General features: G+C 64.8%; 13 protein-coding genes. 6 read left to right on the top strand and 7 right to left on the bottom strand.

All coding sequences use genetic code 11. The annotated features are described in order from the left end of the window. Positions 1-24 precede the first annotated feature (24 nt). From L9B60_RS00835 to L9B60_RS00810, 6 genes are all read left to right on the top strand, one after another. A complete protein-coding gene (locus L9B60_RS00835) occupies positions 25-1,512 on the top strand; it encodes an aldehyde dehydrogenase family protein (protein WP_249675155.1) in 1,488 nt (495 codons plus the stop codon). Positions 1,513-1,522: 10 nt separating this feature from the next. After that, entirely contained in the window at positions 1,523-2,557 is a 1,035-nt protein-coding gene (locus L9B60_RS00830; RefSeq protein ID WP_249675152.1) for a proline racemase family protein, read from the top strand. Positions 2,558-2,639: 82 nt separating this feature from the next. Continuing rightward, on the top strand, positions 2,640-3,134 hold the full coding sequence (locus L9B60_RS00825) for a cupin domain-containing protein (protein WP_249675150.1): 495 nt from the start codon (positions 2,640-2,642) through the stop codon (positions 3,132-3,134). Positions 3,135-3,142: 8 nt separating this feature from the next. Next, positions 3,143-3,910, top strand: coding sequence for an alpha/beta fold hydrolase (locus tag L9B60_RS00820; protein WP_249675149.1), 768 nt, complete (start codon positions 3,143-3,145; stop codon positions 3,908-3,910). Continuing rightward, positions 3,907-4,719 carry an aspartate dehydrogenase gene (locus L9B60_RS00815; protein WP_249675148.1) on the top strand — a complete coding sequence of 271 codons (813 nt, stop codon included), beginning with the start codon at positions 3,907-3,909 and terminating at the stop codon, positions 4,717-4,719. Before L9B60_RS00820 ends, L9B60_RS00815 begins: the two co-directional genes overlap by 4 nt. Before the next feature lie 75 nt (positions 4,720-4,794). Continuing rightward, complete coding sequence (locus L9B60_RS00810; RefSeq protein ID WP_249675146.1) at positions 4,795-5,709, top strand: pyridoxal-phosphate dependent enzyme; 915 nt, start codon at positions 4,795-4,797, stop codon at positions 5,707-5,709. A 3-nt stretch (positions 5,710-5,712) separates the two neighbouring features. Here the strand turns inward: L9B60_RS00810 and L9B60_RS00805 are convergent, their stop codons facing one another. Genes L9B60_RS00805 through bcsB form a run of 7 tightly spaced genes read right to left on the bottom strand, consistent with a single transcriptional unit; the run spans position 5,713 to position 16,176 of the window. After that, entirely contained in the window at positions 5,713-6,852 is a 1,140-nt protein-coding gene (locus L9B60_RS00805; RefSeq protein ID WP_249675145.1) for an alginate O-acetyltransferase AlgX-related protein, read from the bottom strand. Further along, entirely contained in the window at positions 6,852-8,261 is a 1,410-nt protein-coding gene (locus L9B60_RS00800; protein ID WP_249675143.1) for an MBOAT family O-acyltransferase, read from the bottom strand. The genes L9B60_RS00805 and L9B60_RS00800 overlap by 1 nt, the downstream gene beginning before the upstream one ends. Before the next feature lie 18 nt (positions 8,262-8,279). Then, the gene (locus L9B60_RS00795; RefSeq protein ID WP_249675141.1) at positions 8,280-8,942 is read right to left on the bottom strand and encodes an alginate O-acetyltransferase AlgF; all 663 of its coding nucleotides are present in this window, start codon (positions 8,940-8,942) and stop codon (positions 8,280-8,282) included. Then, positions 8,939-9,604, bottom strand: coding sequence for an SGNH/GDSL hydrolase family protein (locus L9B60_RS00790; RefSeq protein ID WP_249675140.1), 666 nt, complete (start codon positions 9,602-9,604; stop codon positions 8,939-8,941). The genes L9B60_RS00795 and L9B60_RS00790 overlap by 4 nt, the downstream gene beginning before the upstream one ends. A 16-nt stretch (positions 9,605-9,620) precedes the next feature. Next, positions 9,621-12,845 carry a cellulose biosynthesis protein BcsC gene (locus tag L9B60_RS00785; RefSeq protein ID WP_249675138.1) on the bottom strand — a complete coding sequence of 1,075 codons (3,225 nt, stop codon included), beginning with the start codon at positions 12,843-12,845 and terminating at the stop codon, positions 9,621-9,623. Continuing rightward, positions 12,821-14,011, bottom strand: a complete 1,191-nt coding sequence (gene bcsZ / locus L9B60_RS00780) for a cellulose synthase complex periplasmic endoglucanase BcsZ (RefSeq protein ID WP_249675136.1) — start codon at positions 14,009-14,011, stop codon at positions 12,821-12,823. The genes L9B60_RS00785 and bcsZ overlap by 25 nt, the downstream gene beginning before the upstream one ends. Beyond that, the gene (gene bcsB, locus L9B60_RS00775) at positions 14,008-16,176 is read right to left on the bottom strand and encodes a cellulose biosynthesis cyclic di-GMP-binding regulatory protein BcsB (protein ID WP_249675134.1); all 2,169 of its coding nucleotides are present in this window, start codon (positions 16,174-16,176) and stop codon (positions 14,008-14,010) included. The genes bcsZ and bcsB overlap by 4 nt, the downstream gene beginning before the upstream one ends. Positions 16,177-16,201 lie beyond the last annotated feature (25 nt).

The following is a 16,201-nucleotide window of genomic DNA, read 5'->3' as shown; positions in this document are numbered from 1 at the left end:
GCGCATGAATCCGGAGAAATCAGCATGACCTTCAGAACCTATCAGCATTGGATCAACGGCGCCGAACAGGCACCCGCCAGCCAGGCCTACATCGAGCGCGTATCGCCGGCCCATGGCGGCCTGTTAGCCAAGTTCGCCAGCGGCAACGAGCACGATGTCGACGCCGCCGTGGCCCAGGCCAAGGCCCTGCACACCTCGGGTGCCTGGCAGTCAGTGCCAGGCTCCGAGCGCGCCAAGCTGCTCACCCGGCTGGCCGACCTGATGGAGCGCGACGCCGATCGGCTGGCGGTGATCGAGGCCGAGGAAGTCGGCAAGCCCATCGCCTATGCCAAGGGCGAGGTGCTCTGGTCGGCTGAACTTACCCGCTTTGCCGCCTCCCTGGCCTGGCAGATCAAGGGCGAGGCCTACACCCATTTGGGCGACGACAAGCTGGGCCTGGTCACCCGCGAAGCGCGCGGCGTGGTCGGCCTGATCGTGCCGTGGAATTTTCCGCTGGTGTGCTTGTTCCAGAAGCTGCCCTATGCCCTGGCGGCCGGTTGCCCGGTGGTGATCAAACCTTCGGAACTGACCTCTGGCAGCGCCCTGGAAATCGCTCGATTGGCCGCCGAAGCAGGCTTCCCGGCCGGCTTGATCAACGTGGTCACCGGCCGTGGCGCGGTGGTAGGCGAGCGCCTCACGCGCCACCCGGACGTGTCGATGATTTCCTTCACCGGCTCCACCCGCGTGGGCAAGCAGATCGCCGCCACGGCCGCGGCCGACCTAACCCGCGTGGCCCTGGAACTGGGCGGCAAGGCGGCCAACGTGGTGTTCGCCGACGCCGACCTTGAGGCGGCGCTCGATGGCGTGCTGTTTGGCGTGATCCTCAACCAGGGCGAGGAATGCGTGGCCGGTACCCGGCTGTTGATCGAAGCCTCGGTCGCCGATGAATTCGTCAGCAAACTGGTGGCGCGTGCCAACAAGGTGGTGGTCGGCCTGCCGCTGGATGAAAAGACTCAGATCGGTGCGCTGATCCACGCCCAGCACCTGGAAAGCGTGCTCAGCTACATCGACATCGGCAAACAGCAAGGCGCGCGCCTGGTATGTGGCGGCGAACGCCTGACCGACGGCGAGCTGGGCGAAGGCTATTTCGTTGGCCCGACCATCTTCACCGAGGTGCAACCGCACCACCGTATCTTCCGCGAGGAAATCTTCGGCCCGGTGCTGACCGTCACCACGTTCACCACGGTGGAGCAGGCGATCAGCCTGGCCAACGACACCGACTACGGCCTGGGCAATGGCCTGTGGACCAAGGATGTGGACAAGGCGCTGCAGGTGTCGCAAAAGCTGCAAAGCGGTACCGTGTTCGTGAATACTTACCTGGAAACCGCGCCACAACTGCCCTTCGGCGGCTTCAAGCAAAGCGGCTACGGGCGTGAGAACGGCGTGGACGGTTTGCATGAGTTTCTCGAAGTCAAATCCACGTTTATCAAGCTGGGCGCGCGCTCCCCGTTGCTGCCCAACACCCTGGGTTGAGGCCTGACCAATGAACTTCAAGCGGATGGTCAATGTGGTGGGCGTGCATGCGGCAGGCGAGCGCAATGACGTGATTACCGGCGGCGTGCTCAACGTGCCCGGCACCACCATGTTCGAGAAAATGCAGTACCTGCAAAGCCAGGGCGATGACTTGCGCAAGTTCCTGTTGCAGGAGCCGCGTGGCAGCGTCACCCAATGCGTGAACCTGGTGCTGCCCTCGTCGCATCCGGAGGCCGACGCAGGCTTTGTGATCATGGAGTCGGAGTTTTACCCGCCGATGTCCGGCACCAACACCATTTGCACGGTCACCGCCTTGTTGGAAACCGGAATGATCCCGATGGTCGAGCCCATCACCCGGCTCACCCTGGAGGCGCCGGGTGGCTTGGTGCGGGTCGAGGCCCAGTGCCGCGCTGGCAAGTGCCTGAGTGTGAAGTTTTCCAACGTGCCGTGCTTCGTGTTTGGCCTGGACCAGCACGTCGAGGTGCCTGGCCTTGGCACGTTGACGGTGGACGTGAGTTACGGCGGCATGATTTATGTGCTGGCCGACGCCCAGGCCCTGGGCTTTGCCATCACCCCGGACGAAGCCGCGGATCTGGTGGCGGTGGGGGAGACCATCAAGGCCGCCGCCGCCGAGCAGTTGCCAGCCGTGCACCCGGAAAACCCGCAGATCCACACCATCAACCAGACCCTGTTTGCCGGGCCCCTGCATGATGACCCGCAAGGCAAGCGTTCACGCAACGGCGTTATCGTGTCCCCAGGGCGCCTGGACCGATCGCCTTGCGGGACCGGCACCAGCGCGCGGTTGGCGGTGATGCATGCGCGCGGGCAGATCAAGCCTGGGCAAAAGTTGGTGCATGAGTCGATCTTGAGCACCGAGTTCATCGGCGAGATCGTCGAGACCCTGAGCATTGGTGGCCGGCCGGGCATCCGCCCGACCATCAGCGGGCAGGCGTGGATCACCGGGTTTCACCAGTACGTGCTGGACGCCACCGATCCGTTCCCTACGGGTTATACATTGAGTGATACCTGGCGCAAGAACGGCTGAGCGAGGTGCCTTCGGGCCCTCACTGCCCGCGCATTTTTAATTAACGAAAATGTAATCGTTTACGGACCAACAGGACGCAACCATGACCCAGCCCAACCAAGGCAGCCTGATCTACGTCACCCGCCAAACCGAAACCAGCTACTGGCAGCCCAAACCCGCCAACGGCTATGTCTCGGTCGCCGTCTCGCCACAGCAGTTCAAGATGAACCGTGACTTCTCCGTGGGCACGCAGATGCTGCCGCCCGGCGGCCGGGTACGCGAGCACGCCCACTCCACCAACGAAGAAGTCCTGCATTTTGTCAGCGGCACCGGCTCGGCCATTGTCGATGGCAAGACCTACAAACTGGAGCCCGGGGTGACCTTGTTCCTCGGCGAGAATAACTCGCACACCTTCCTCAACGACGGCGACAAGGACCTGCACTGGGTGTGGTTCATGAACCCCAGCGGCCTGGAAACCTTCTTCCGTGACATCGGCCGCCCCCGCCAGCATGGCGAGCCCACCCCGGAACCGTTCGAGCGCCCGGCCAACATCGAGCAGATCGAGTCCACCGGCATCTTTGCCTACACCAAAAGCTGAGGCAGGCCATGTCGAGCTCGATCTACAGCGCAACACAGGGGCAGGGCGCAGCGGTGGTGTTGATTTCCGGGCTGGGTGGCCTGGCCTCGTTCTGGGCACCGTTGGTGGCGCCGCTGAGCCGCGATTACCAGGTGCTGACCTTCGATCACCCAGGCGTGGGGCACAGTCGGCTTGATGGCCCGCCGAGCATCCCCGGCATTGTCGATGCCGTGCTGCAGTTACTCGACGAGCACGGTATCGAGCGGGCGCATGTGGTGGGGCACTCCACCGGTTCCCTGGTGGCCCAGAGCCTGGCATTGGACCACCCACAACGCGTTGCCAGCGCCGTGCTGAGCAGTGGCTGGGCCAAGCCTGACAAACGGTTCGAGGACTTTTTCGCCTACCGCCAGTACTTGCTGGCGCAATTGGGCGGGGCGGCGTACACGGCGCTGACCCGCCTGGTGGCGTACCCGTCGGCCTTTTACAACGAACAGTTCGCCACCGCCGGTGCGCTGGATGTCGAGGCGCCCAGCGAGGTCGACGTTGCCATGACCCAAGCACGCATGGCCATGCTGCTGAACTACCACCGCCGCGACGAGTTGCACCGGCTGCGCCTGCCAGTGGCGGTGGTGGGGGCTGGCGATGACTACGTGATCGCGTTCCACCATTCGCAGGATCTGGCCCGGCTGATACCCGGTGCGCAGTTGGTGGAACTTAGCGGCGGGCACTTCGCCCCCGTCACCCGTACCCACGCCTACCACGCCGTACTACGCCACTTCTGGGAGTCATTAACATGAGCAGCAAAACCATCCACCGCGTCGGCATCATCGGCCTGGGCGCCATCGGCAAACGGGTCCTTGAAGCGCTGCAAAGCGAGCACCTGCCGGCCGCGTCCTATGCCGCCATCGATCACGCCCCCCACAGCGACGCCTTCATCCAGGCCCATCGCCTGGAGCTGTTTACCGACGTGCAGGGGTTGCTGGCATGGCAACCAGACCTGGTGATCGAGTGTGCCGGCCACGGCGCGGTGGTGAACACCGTGCCCACCTTGCTCAAGGCCGGTATCGACGTGGTGATCGCCTCCATCGGCGCCCTGGCAGACCACGCCCTGAGCACCGCCCTGGAGCAGGCCGCCGAGCAGGGCCAGGCCCGGTTGATTTTGGTGTCGGGCGCCATCGGTGGCCTGGATGCCTTGCGCTCGGCGCGCTCGGCCGGCCTGGACACGGTGGTGTACGTGGGCCGCAAACCGCCTCGCGCCTGGGCAGGGTCGCCGGCCGAAGTGGATTTCGACCTGGCGCAAATCAGCGTGCCTACCACCATTTTCCGCGGCACGGCCGCCGAGGCGTCGATTCGCTTCCCGAAAAACGCCAACGTGACTGCCGCAGTCGCGCTGTCGGGCGTGGGCTTTGAGCACACCCAAGTGGAACTGGTGGCCGACCCTGGCGTGGACAAGAACGTGCACGAGGTGCAAGCCTGCGGCGCCTTCGGCGAGCTGTCGATTCGCCTGGCCAACAACCCGCTGCCCGACAACCCGAAAACCTCGTGGCTGGCGGCCCTGAGCATCGAAGAGGCGGTGAGCAAGCAGTTGTTGAGCCTGGTCTTTTGAGCCGCTGGTTTTGACAGACGGGCAAAGCTGCGGTGTACTCGCCGCATTTGAGTAACTGCCCACAGTGAGCCGTTGATGACCTTGCACCTGCACACCCCGCTGATCGAGTCGCGCCCCTTGAGCCTGGCATCGGGCCGTTCCATCTGGCTGAAACTCGATGCCTTGCAACCGCCCGGCTCGTTCAAGATTCGCGGGATTGGCGCGGCGTGCGAGCACTATGCGCAGCAGGGCAAGCGGCGCTTTGTGTCGTCTTCGGGCGGCAACGCCGGCATCGCCGTGGCCTATGCCGGGCGCTGCCTGCACATCCCGGTGACGGTGGTGGTCCCTGAAACCACCACCGAGCGGGCCAAGGAACTGATCCGCCAGGAGAGCGCCGAGGTCATCGTGCACGGCGCGTCCTGGCAAGAGGCCAACGCCCTGGCGTTGTCGCTGGTGGGCCCGGACGACGCCTTCTTGCACCCCTTCGACAACCCGCTGCTGTGGCAGGGCCACGCGACGTTGATCGACGAGGTGTTCAGCAGCGGCTTCAAGCCCGATGCGGTGGTGCTGTCGGTGGGCGGTGGCGGCCTGTTCAGCGGCGTGGTCGAAGGCTTGCAGCGCAACGGCTGGCACGATGTGCCGGTGGTGGCCGCGGAAACCCGCGGTGCCGACTCTTTTGCCCAAACCCTGCAGTTCGGCCAGCGGGTCACCCTGGACGCGATCACCAGCATCGCCACCTCGCTGGGCGCCCGCCAGGTGTGCGAACAGGCCTTCGCCCTCAGCCAGCGCCACCCGGTGCGCAGCCACGTGGTCAGTGACCAGGCGGCATTGGCCGCGTGCGAGCGCTTTCTGGATGACCAGCGCCTGCTGGTGGAACCGGCCTGTGGCGCCAGCCTGGCGTTGGCCTATGAACCGGGTGCGCTGGATGACTACGAGCAGGTGCTGATCGTGGTGTGCGGCGGGGTAACGGCCACTGTCGATCAACTGCGCGCCTGGCAGGCGCGAGTTTGAGGGTTAGCGAAAGCCGATGGCCTGGTTGTAAGCCGATTGCAGGTCGCGCTCGGGGATCTCCCAGATGATCTGCCTGACGGTGGACGCCTTGAACGCCGGGCTTTTGAGGTAGGCGTTCATGGCGCCCGAAAACCCGCCGCCATCCAGGGCGAAGGGGCCGATCGGCGCGCCTAGAGCGCGCTGCAGAAAGCCTGCGAAGTTGGAGTTGCGTGAAAACGAGGTGCCCACCAGCGCGGTGTCAGGCAGGTCGTCGTCACCCAGTAATGCCCCAAGGCTGACCGGCGCGGGAGTGGAGCCCTCATCGCGTGGGCTGACGACACTGCGGGTGGCACGCTCGGGCGTAGGCTGCAGGTTCAGCGGCAGGTCGTCCAGGCCTGCCAGGTGCACCAGGTCGCCGGGCCGCAGGGCCGGGGCAACGTTCTGCAGATCGAAGGCTTGCCGGGGCAAAGCCGTAAGCTTCAGTGCGATGAAGCGCGCGCTGATGGCCTCTGCCGCCGCTTGGGCCCCGCGCTCGTTCCAGTGGGTGTCGGTGCGCCAGAACGCGTTGGCGCCAAGGGGGCTCAACACCGCGGTCAGGTCCAGGGTGTGTACACCGTGGCGGTCGAGTTGCGCGGCCCATTGGCGTATGCGCGCGTCGAGCACGGCCGGGCGTGGGAGGGCACAGCGTTGTGCGGCCGCTATACGTGTCTTGTCCGGCACGATCACCACCAGCAATTGCACGCCGCGCCGCGACAGTTGTTGGTTTAAGTCGATCACGGCCGCCGCCTTCTGATCGGCATGGGCCTGTGCTTGTGGGTCGATCGCCAACTCGTCACTGAGAAACAGCCAACCAGGGCAACCTTGGCGAACCCGCGGGCCCAGGTCGCCGAACAGCCACCAACCGGCGCCGCGTTCAATGCGGGCGAAAACAGTGGGCATTTGGGCATCGGCCAATTGCCTGGCCCAGCCTTGGGTGATCGCGCCATGCAGTGTTGAGAACAGTTGCCTGCTCGCAGGCGCCGTTATCAGGCCTTGGACGCTGATCAGGTGGCCGCTGCTAAGCAGCCCGAAAAACAGAAACAGCAGCAGGGCAAGGCCTGCCAAGGGGCTGGTTCGGCGCGCCGGGGCATCGGGCGGCGTGGGCGTGCGCTCTGGTATGTTCATCAAAATTGGAAATACAGAAAAGGCACGGTTTCGCGGCTGGCGATCAAGGCGAACGACAGCAGGAACCCCATGACGGGCCAAAGGGCGGCAACCAACGGCGCGAGGTTGCCGAAGCGTTTTTCAGTGCAAGCCACCAGCACGGGTGCAAGGATGCCCAGCACGCCCAGGCCGGCCGCCAAGGAGTGCACCGGGCGCAGCGTCACGATCAATGCGTCGCCCAGCGCCCAATCACTCAAGCCCAATTGCGCGGCGTACATGCGCAGGGCGGTGGCAAAATCCGGGGCGCGAAACAGCGTCCAGGCCAGGCACACGAACAGCAGCGTCAAGGCATGGGACAAGGGCCGTTGCAGGCGCGGCATCGTCGAGCGGGCCCATGCCCGGGTCATGCACAGTGCCAGCCCATGGGCGCTGCCCCACAACAGGTAGTTCCAGCTGTCGCCGCCATGCCACAGGCCAGCAATTGCCATGGTCAGGAACAGGTTGCAATAGGTTCGCCACGTCCCCCCACGGTTACCGCCCAATGCAATGTACAAGTAATCGCGTAGCCAGCTGGACAGTGATAAATGCCAGCGCCTCCAGAAGTCCTGGAGGCTGCGGGCAAGGTAGGGGTGGTTGAAGTTTTCTGGAAAGTGAAAGCCCAGCATCAACCCCAGGCCGATGGCCATGGCGCTATAGCCGGCGAAGTCGAAAAACAGTTGCAGCGAGTAAGCCAGGCAGCCGAGCCAAGCATCGGCGAACGTTGGGGCCGGCAACTTGAACGCGACGTCCACAAGCGGCGACAGGGTGTCGGCCACCAGCACTTTCATGCTCATGCCGACCATGAAACGCCGGGCCCCCAGGGCAAAACCCTGGAAGTTGAACGCCCGGCGATGCAACTCGCGGCGTACCCAGTCATAGCGGATGATGGGCCCGGCGATGGAGTGGCCGAACATGGCGATATACGTGGCGAAGTGGATGAAACTGCGTTCGGCAGGCACGGTTCGGCGGTACACGTCCACCAGGTAGGAGATGGCCTGTAGCACAACGAATGACAGCCCTGCCGGCATGATCACGTGTTGCCAGGCCACGGGTAGCAGGCCGTGGGCGGCGAGGGCCTGGTTAAGGCTGGCGGCCAGGATATTGGCGTACTTATACCAACACAGCACGGCGGTGAAAAACACCACCATGGCTTGCAATAGCCGCAGGGGCCGTTTGCCCTGGTCCACCAAGGCCTCGATCAGCATCCCGCTGACCCAGGCCACCAGCGTGAGCAGGACATGCAGCAGCAAGAACAGCGGGCTGAGCCAGGCATAGAACAGCCAACTGCCGACTAGCAGCACCAGGTTGCGGCCCCCCGCCGGGCACAGCGCATAGCAGAACACAAACAGCGGCAGGAACAACGTCAGGAATTCGAGTGAGGCAAACACCATGGTAGGGGTACGATCCGGTCAATGGGCCAAGGTGTCGAGGGTGCGCAGCAACACGGGGCCGTTTGCCCCAGGCAGCAACAGCACGGTATAACGCTCACCGGCCTTGAGCAGGCCCAGGTCCAGCGGCGGGCCTGCGTCCACATCGCCGCAGCGCCCTTGCACGGCCAGGTGCAGCGGGTTGATGGCTCGCCGTTGCAGTTCGCCCGTGGCGAGGGCTGAGAACAGCTCGACATTCAGCCCCGCGGGCCGCAGCCCGGCCCGGGCACAGCCCTTGTCGGCATTGACGAAGGCCACCGAAGCCTTCAGCGCGTTGAAGTCGTCTGGTTGCTCGCGCACCACCATGGGCTCGATGCCTTGTCTGGTCGTGCCCAGGGCGATCACGGTGGCGAACTCCCCGGGGGCCACCTGAATTGAAAGCATCTGGCGCTTGCCGTCGCGCAATAATGTGCCCTTGATCGCCTGGTTGGCCGGCACCGTGAGGTAGTTGGAAACCGGCTGCGTACTGTCCAGGCGCAGCCGGTTGTCGGGGCCGCCTGCGATCAGGTCCAAGGGCGAAGCTTGCGGGTTGATAAAGCGCAAAAATGCCGAATCCTGGCTGGGCCCCGTCGGGTACAAGGCGATGTCGGCTGCCTGGGTGCTGGCAGTGGCGACTGCTAGCAGGGCTATCAGCAAACGGCTCATTGGGCGGCCACCTTATGCACGCTGGACGCTGGCAACTTCGCCAACGCATCAGCGATGGCATTGCCCCAGGCCTGGTAGCCTGCCACGGTAAAGTGCTGGCCATCAGTGGTGACCCACTGGCCGGGTTTGGAAAAGCTCAACGAATCGATGTAGGTGCAAGGCGCCACGTTGGCCGCCAAAAACTGTGACATCAACTGGGTGCGCGCATCGTTTTTCTGGTACATACCACCGGCTTTGCCCCACGCCGGCCCCACCCAGGCGCACCGGGTACCGGTGGCGGCAATGGCCTTGGTCAGGCTAGTCACGCTTTGCCAGGCCCACGCCTTGGGGAATACCGGCTTGTCGTAGGAGGCCATGGTGTCGCCGATCACCAGCACGACCAGGTCGGGCTTGTCGGCGGCGATCAGCGCCTGAATAGGCGCGGTGGTGGCGTCGCGGCCCTTGATCAGCAGCTTGCCGGTGCCGGTGCGTTCGGCGCCGCAGTCTACGGGCTTGGTGATCAGCCAGTCGCCGGCGCTGGCCCCGCAGGCCCCGATCGAATGCACCAGGGCGCCTTGGCGGGTGAGGTTGTCATGCAAGGGTTCGAGCAGGTGATCGGCCAGGCTCATGTGGCTTTCACCCAAGACCAGCAAGGTCAGGCCGGCGAGTACGGAAGAGGGCATGGCAAGCTCCAGGGGGTCAGTTGGCGTAAGGTGAGGCGTAAGGGCTGATCGGCAGGGCAAGGGGCCCGTCGTTCGGTTCGAGCAGGTAGCGCAATGACAACGCACCGCTGACCTGCTGGTAGTCACGGGCGTTGTCCAGGCCCAGGTTGGCGCCCAACACGATGTGGTTGCCCACGCGGTATTCGGCTGCCGCCGCCAGGCTGTAGCCGATGCCGGTCTTGGACTGGCCGCTGTAGGTGAGCCCGGAGCTCGCCTGGCGGGCACTGTCGGTGGGGAAGTAGTCGGCGCCGTCCTGCTCCAAGTGCTGCACGCCCACTGAGCCCTTGACTAGATAACTCAGGCGCCCACTGCGCTGGGCCCAGGTGAGGGGGATGCCCAGGGCAAAAAAGGTTTGCGGGCTAAAGTAGCCGCCGTGGCCGTAGGTGAAGTAATCCTGGTTATTGGCGTAGCTCATGCCGGTCAAACTCAGCCCCAGGGTCAACTGGCGGTCGGTGGCGTTTTGCAGGTAGCCGTACACGCCGCCACCCAGTTCGCGGCGCTGGTTGTTTTCGACATGGTGCCCTACCAATGCGTACCAGGAGGCGTAGCCATAGGCGCCGACATCGCCGTCGTCAAAGTTCAGTTGGCCACGTGCGCCGTTGGCGGTGACGCCGCCCCAGGCCAAGCCCTCGCGTTTGTCGGTGGTACCGGCAAACGCGGTGACGCTGTCGGTGACCGCGCGGCGCGAGACATTGATGCCGTAATGCACGGTGCCTTCGTCGCTGAGCGGTCGCTCGATGCTGATACCGCCCACGGCGGTGCTGTACTCAAACCCCAACGGCGTAATGCCAAGGTCGGTTCTAAGGCCTGTGCCTGGTTGTTTCCAGGCCAGCGCAACGCCGGTGCCCTGAGCTTTTTGCGAGCCCGGCGAGCCACTGTCGGCCGCAGTGCCGAAGCGGGCCAGGGCCTCGCTGTTGGCACTGCCAGCGTTGAGCGAGACTGGCGTTACGCGCAGGGCCACGCGGTCATCGCCTACCGGCAAGTCGATTTCCAGCGGGGCCTGGATGTCGGTCAGCTTGCTCAGGCCCGCTTCGCTGTCGTTGCTGCGGATGCTCAAGCCCTGGCGCACGTAGGCGCTGCGCTCACGCAGCAGGGTGTCGAGCGCCTGTTGGGCGGGGCTGTCGTTATCGAGCAGCGGTGCCGCCGACCTGAACGGGTTGGTTGCCGCTTGACTGAACGGGTTGCTTGTCGGCAGCCCGGTGACGGGGTTGTCTGGGCGGCTGCGCGAATCGTTGTGTTCCAGAGCCACGGCACGGCGCAGCAGGTCAGTGGCCGTGCCATTGTGCCCCAACAGTTGGTACAGGCGAGCGGCTTCGGCCAGGCTAGCAGCCGTGGCACTGTTGATTTTTTGCCAGCGGGCCAAGGCATCCTCGGCAAAGGGCCTGTCCTTGGCTTGTAAGCCGGCATCGGCGGCGGTCAGCAGCAGCGCAGCATTGCCCTGCTGACGTTGCAGCAATGCCTTGTACAGGGCCAGTGCCTTGCTCGTTTCGCCGTGGGCGGAGTACATGCGCGCCAGGGCTGACACGGCGGCGATGTTGTCCGGGTGTTGCGCCAGCACCGGTGCCAACACCTCGTAGGCACCCGCCAGGTCACCGCGGTTGCGTAATTGGTCGGCTTGGGCAATGCGCAACTGTTGCTGCACGTCGTCCAGGCGCTTGCCGCTGGCAGCATTCAGTGGTTGGCCCTGCAGTTGCTGAATGATGCCTTGCACTTGATCGACGTCGCCGCTCGCCAGCAGCATGCTGGCGTATTGCAGCACAAAGTCGGCCGAGGGCGCGGCATGCCCTTGCAACTGCTCGCGCATCAAGGTGTGCGCGCTGGCCGTGTCGCCCACGTTCAGGTAGGCGCCGGCCAGGCTGGCTACGCGGTCGGGGTTGTGAACAACGGTGGGCTGCAGGCGGTCGAGCAGGGTCAATGCCTCGCTGCGCTGGCCGCGATTGGCCAGGTCCAGGGCCTGGCCCACCTGAATGTTGAGGTTGATGTCGGTGGCCAGGGCCTGCATATCGGGGGTGCGCTGGGCTGGTAACACGCGGGCCAGGTTGGCCTGGGCGCTGGTGTAATCGCCAGTCTGCACATTCAGCAGTGCACTGGCGTACAAGGCATCCGGGCTGGCGGGGTGGTTTTTAAGTTGCACGTCGAGCAGTGCCTTGGCCTGTTGCGGTTGGTTCAGGCTCAGGTAAATGCGCGCCAGGGCGAAGCGGGTCCAGACGTTGTCGGGTTCAAGCGTCAGGGCCTGCTGCAGGGCCTGGCGGGCACCTTCGCGGTCGCCGCGCCGCTCTGCCGCCGCGGCCTGTTGGGTTGCGCGCAATGCCAGTTCCTGGTGGTTGGGGCCGTTGGGCGAGGGTGCCTGCGGTTGTACCGTGACAGGCTCCGGTTTTGCCTTGGCCGCCGGCGCATGGGCTTTTGCCGCTTGCTGCAAGCCCTTGTCCAATTGCGCGCGGATTGCTGCGTCGTCCGGGTGGGCCTTCAGGAATGCCTCGAACAGCGGCCGTTGCGCAGGTTCAGGTGGGCCCATCCAGGTTAGCGCCAGGCGCCAGCTTTCGTCGGCATCACCGGCGATATCCACGCGTTGGGTCAGTTGTTGCAAGGCGCGGATTCCCTCGGCGCGGGAGTCTTCGCGGCGCACCTGTTGCTTGGCGTAAAACAACGGCACGATGGAGTCATCAGGCATTTCGCGTATCAGGCGCTCGAAGCCGGCCTTGGCCTCGGGCCAATCGCCGTCGTTGAAGGCCAGGTTGTTGAAGTATTCGCGCGCCAGCAGGCCTTGGGCGGGACGGCCCTGCAACAGCTCGCGATAGAGCGCGGTGGCCTGCCCGCGGGCACCGGCATCCACCAGGCGGCGCGCTTCTTTGAGGCGCTCCTGGCTTTGAGGCTGCGCCAGGCGGATGTCCTGCTCCAATTGCAGCGCAAGCCGCGTGGGCGGTTGCAAGGCTTGCAGCCGTACGAGGCTCTGCCTGGCCTGGTCCGCGTTGCCCTGCTGCACGCCAATCAGGCCCAGGCCATACAGGGCGTCTGGCTGGCGCGGGTCCAGCAACAGCAGCTTGTTCCACACCTCTGTCGCACGTTGCGGGTTGTCGTGCTGTTGCCAGTATTGGCCCTGCTCGATAAGGCGTAGTTGGGCTGACGGTTGCGCAGCGTGGGCGGGGCTGGCCAGCCATGCGCAGACGATGGCCAGGGTTAGGGTTGGGTAGTGCGGGGGCATGCAGTCTCCCAGGAAAGGCTCAGCGTTCCGTCATCCCGGAAGCGATAGTGGTGATCTGCCCAGCCGAGCGCGAACAGGCTCAGCATCAGGTTGTAGTAGCGTGGCGCGTTGCGGCCGGTGACCGGGTTGGCCAGTTCTGCTTGCAGCGCCTGGTCGACACGTCGCCGTTGCAGGTCGGCGAGCCAAGGGTGGCCCAGGGCCTGGAAGTATGGGATCAGGGCAGCGCTGAAGCCGAACGGCCCCTGGCCCTGCGTTGTGCCGGTCGACAGGCTGACTGTTTCCGGCGGCACGCCTTGCGAGGCCGTGGGGGCCAGCATGCCGTCCAAGGTGCGCAACAGCATTGTGGCCTTGGGTTCGGTGGCCGCGCCCAGGCCCAGCCACAGGTACACGCGAATGGCGTCGTAGCTGCCGACATCGCCCTTGATCGGGTCGATGACCCATAGGCCGCCTTGTTCGGAGGTCGCGCGGTAACCCACCCAGTCCGCGGCAAAGCCGTGCAGGCTGCCGTGTTGCAACAGGGTCACGCTGGTGTTGGCCACGGCGTGCCACAAGCGCTCGTCGCTGTCGAGCGCCAACCTGCGCAGCAGCGGCAAAGGCAGATAGCTGGGGTTCAGGCGCCACAAGTGATCTTCCCCGGCAAAGCCTTGGGGGCCGGGCAGCACCATGAGGCCAAGGCCTGGCAGGGTTACCAGCAGTTGCAACATTACGTTGGCCAGCAGCTTGCGGGCATCGTCGCGGTAGCCAGGCTGATGCCATACGCGTGCGGCTTCCAGCAAGGCGTAGGCGAACCACAGGTCGGCATCGCTGGCCGAGTGGGCATCCTGGATTTGCCATTGGCCATCGTTGCCGCGTCCCCACAACCAGCCCGGCAGGTGCATGGCAATGTCGCCGCCGGCCAGGTTTGCGGTCGTCCAGCGCCACAGGGCGTCGAAACGTGGTTGATCGTTGCCCACCAGGGCAAACAGCATGGCATAGGCCTGGCCTTCGGAGGTGCTCTGGTCCGCCGCCATGGCCGACTCCAGCACCCTGCCATCGGCTTGCACGAACTGGCTGGCATAGCGTTGCCAGAGTGGCCAGGCGGGCACCGGGCAGGCAGCGGCAGCCTGGGCCAATGGCAGCAGGGCCAGGGCCAGGCCGCCGATTATCCCTCGTACGCCGGCGCTCATTCGCCCAGGCGCCGCTTGGCCTGCGCTCGCAAAGCCAGGTAAGCGATAGCGGCCAGCAAGCCTACCGCGCTGGTGGTGGCCAGGAGCATCAGCCAGACGTTTTGCGACAGGTGCCATTGCAGCCAACGCCAAGGGCCCAGGCTGCCGATGTAATAGTCCTGCTCAGCCACCAGTGACTCAACGAGCTTGCCCTTGATCACCACCAGACTGCCTTGCAAGGGATGGGCGTCTTCACCGTTGTCCATGAGCGCGTCGGTCACCTCGCCCAGGCCTTGGGGGCGGGCAGCGATCATCAGCACCACGCTGCGCCCGCGCTGCAAGGGCGACTGAAAGCCTGCGAGGTAGGCGCCCTCATCTGCAGCCGTGTAACGCAGGCTGTCGCGGGCTTCGCGCAGGTTGGCCTTGGGGTCTGGGCTCAACCAGTCGCGTACGCGCAGGGGCAGGTCCGACAGTTCGAAATAGCGCTCCTCACCCGCAAGTGCCACTGGCATGAACCGCTGCCACTGTTCCAGCAACGGTTGGTCAACGGCAGTGGCCAGAACCAACAAGTCTTTGTCGCGCAGGCGTGCCAGTGGGTCGGCTTGCACGACGCTGACACCCGTGGCGGGGTAGCCGGTGGACTCGCCGAAACGCCCCAACACCGTGAGGTAGGCGCCAAGCTCAGCGGGGCTGGGGTGCTCGGGTAGCACCACGGCGGTTTCCGACAGGTCGGCCAGGCGCGTGAACGGGAAGCCACTGTCCTTGAATACCCCAAGGTTGGGCATGGCCATGAAGTGTTCGTAATGGCTCAGGTCCAGGGTCGAGTCCGGGTCGATCACCCCGCGCATGTTGTCGATGATGATGTCGCGGCAATCGCCCTGCTTGATGTAGTCGTACATGAAGCGAAATTGCAGGCGCGATTGCAGCGCTACCGCATTGAGCGGCAGCAGCAGATGCGACTCGCGGGCCAGGCTGTCATCGCTTTTCAAGGCGGCCAGCACGCTGTTCGCAGCGCCAAGCTTGTCCACCGAAGGGAGCGCGATCGACTGGATGAAACTGTCATTGAAGCTGATCAGCAAGGACGAGTTGGTGGCCACCGGCTGTGGGGTGTATCGGTATTTGAGGTTCAACGGTGCGCCACTTTCGCGCCAGCTGAACAGATCCGGTGGCAGACGCAGGGGCACGGTGATCTGCCCCGGGTTGTAGCCGGCCACATTGAGTTGGCCAGCCGTGGCCAGTTCGCCAAGGCGTACCGGACGATCAGAGGGTAACCAGTTGGGCGCGTCGTAGGGGCGTCGCGGTTTGAGCGCGTCGACACTGCCAATGGTCACGCTTTGCCCCGATAAGCCCTTGCCACCCAAAGCCAACGCGCTGGCCGCAACCTTGAGCTCGGCGCTATCGCGGCCGGCCACGATCAACAGTTTGCCCAGTGGGTCGCCGGGGTGAGTGAGCAGGCTCAGCGTAGGCCCCTGCGGGGCAGGCAGGCTGAGACCGGCAACGGTCTGCGCCTCACGCCCACTGACGAATATCACCGCGTTACCACTGGCAGGCAGTTGCCCGATTTGCGCGCCAAAGCGTGCGCCCCGGTAACTGGCCAGTGCACCAAACCGTGACGACAAGGTGCCGGCAGCCTCCAGGGTGGCGTTGTCCGGTGCGCTGGCAAACACGAACGGCAGGTTCAGCGGCCGGGCATCGCGACGATCAAAAAATGGCAGCGGCCAGTTCGCCAAGTCATTGGGTTGGGCGATGGGCGTGAGTGTCAGGTCCAGTAGGCTGTCGTTGCTGATGCGTGCCCAGAGGCTGGAGTGCAGCGGGTCTTCGCACTGCATCGTGTAGTGGCCGATGAACTGCAGGCTCAGGCGGTTGAACTCGGTAATCAATTGCGCGGGGATCTGCACGACCTGTCGCTGCGGGGTGCCGGCCTGCGCCTTGGGCAAGGGCAGGGTGGCGGCCACCTGGTCGTTCACCAGCACGTTGATTTGCGACAGGTCGGCCAGCAAGGCCTGGGAATAGCTGTAATCCAGGGTCAACTGGGCAGCGGTCACCAGTTCGTCGGCGCGCACGTCGAAATTGACGCTGTCGGTTGCCTCCACGCCCTTGAGGGTCATCGAGTAGCTTTTGCCCAATGCCTTGAGTGTGCGGCTGTAGTGAACGGTTGCAGCGTCATCGGCCGGTGCATCGGCCAACGCACAGGGACATGCAGCAAAAAAC

Origin of the sequence: Pseudomonas abieticivorans (genome assembly GCF_023509015.1) — a bacterium.
Classification (GTDB): Bacteria; Pseudomonadota; Gammaproteobacteria; order Pseudomonadales; family Pseudomonadaceae; genus Aquipseudomonas; species Aquipseudomonas abieticivorans.
Note: the sequence above shows the minus strand (reverse complement) of the source record. Positions and strands in the feature narration are given on the sequence as shown.

Excerpts from the sequence above, each read along its gene's own strand:
- L9B60_RS00795 (WP_249675141.1), bottom strand. The coding sequence starts at position 8,942 with ATGAGCCGTTTGCTGATAGCCCTGCTAGCAGTCGCCACTGCCAGCACC.
- L9B60_RS00835 (WP_249675155.1), top strand. The coding sequence starts at position 25 with ATGACCTTCAGAACCTATCAGCATTGGATCAACGGCGCCGAACAGGCA.
- L9B60_RS00790 (WP_249675140.1), bottom strand. The coding sequence starts at position 9,604 with ATGCCCTCTTCCGTACTCGCCGGCCTGACCTTGCTGGTCTTGGGTGAA.
- L9B60_RS00830 (WP_249675152.1), top strand. The coding sequence starts at position 1,523 with ATGAACTTCAAGCGGATGGTCAATGTGGTGGGCGTGCATGCGGCAGGC.
- L9B60_RS00810 (WP_249675146.1), top strand. The coding sequence starts at position 4,795 with ATGACCTTGCACCTGCACACCCCGCTGATCGAGTCGCGCCCCTTGAGC.
- L9B60_RS00815 (WP_249675148.1), top strand. The coding sequence starts at position 3,907 with ATGAGCAGCAAAACCATCCACCGCGTCGGCATCATCGGCCTGGGCGCC.
- L9B60_RS00785 (WP_249675138.1), bottom strand. The coding sequence starts at position 12,845 with ATGCCCCCGCACTACCCAACCCTAACCCTGGCCATCGTCTGCGCATGG.
- L9B60_RS00800 (WP_249675143.1), bottom strand. The coding sequence starts at position 8,261 with ATGGTGTTTGCCTCACTCGAATTCCTGACGTTGTTCCTGCCGCTGTTT.
- L9B60_RS00825 (WP_249675150.1), top strand. The coding sequence starts at position 2,640 with ATGACCCAGCCCAACCAAGGCAGCCTGATCTACGTCACCCGCCAAACC.
- L9B60_RS00805 (WP_249675145.1), bottom strand. The coding sequence starts at position 6,852 with ATGAACATACCAGAGCGCACGCCCACGCCGCCCGATGCCCCGGCGCGC.
- bcsZ (WP_249675136.1), bottom strand. The coding sequence starts at position 14,011 with ATGAGCGCCGGCGTACGAGGGATAATCGGCGGCCTGGCCCTGGCCCTG.
- L9B60_RS00820 (WP_249675149.1), top strand. The coding sequence starts at position 3,143 with ATGTCGAGCTCGATCTACAGCGCAACACAGGGGCAGGGCGCAGCGGTG.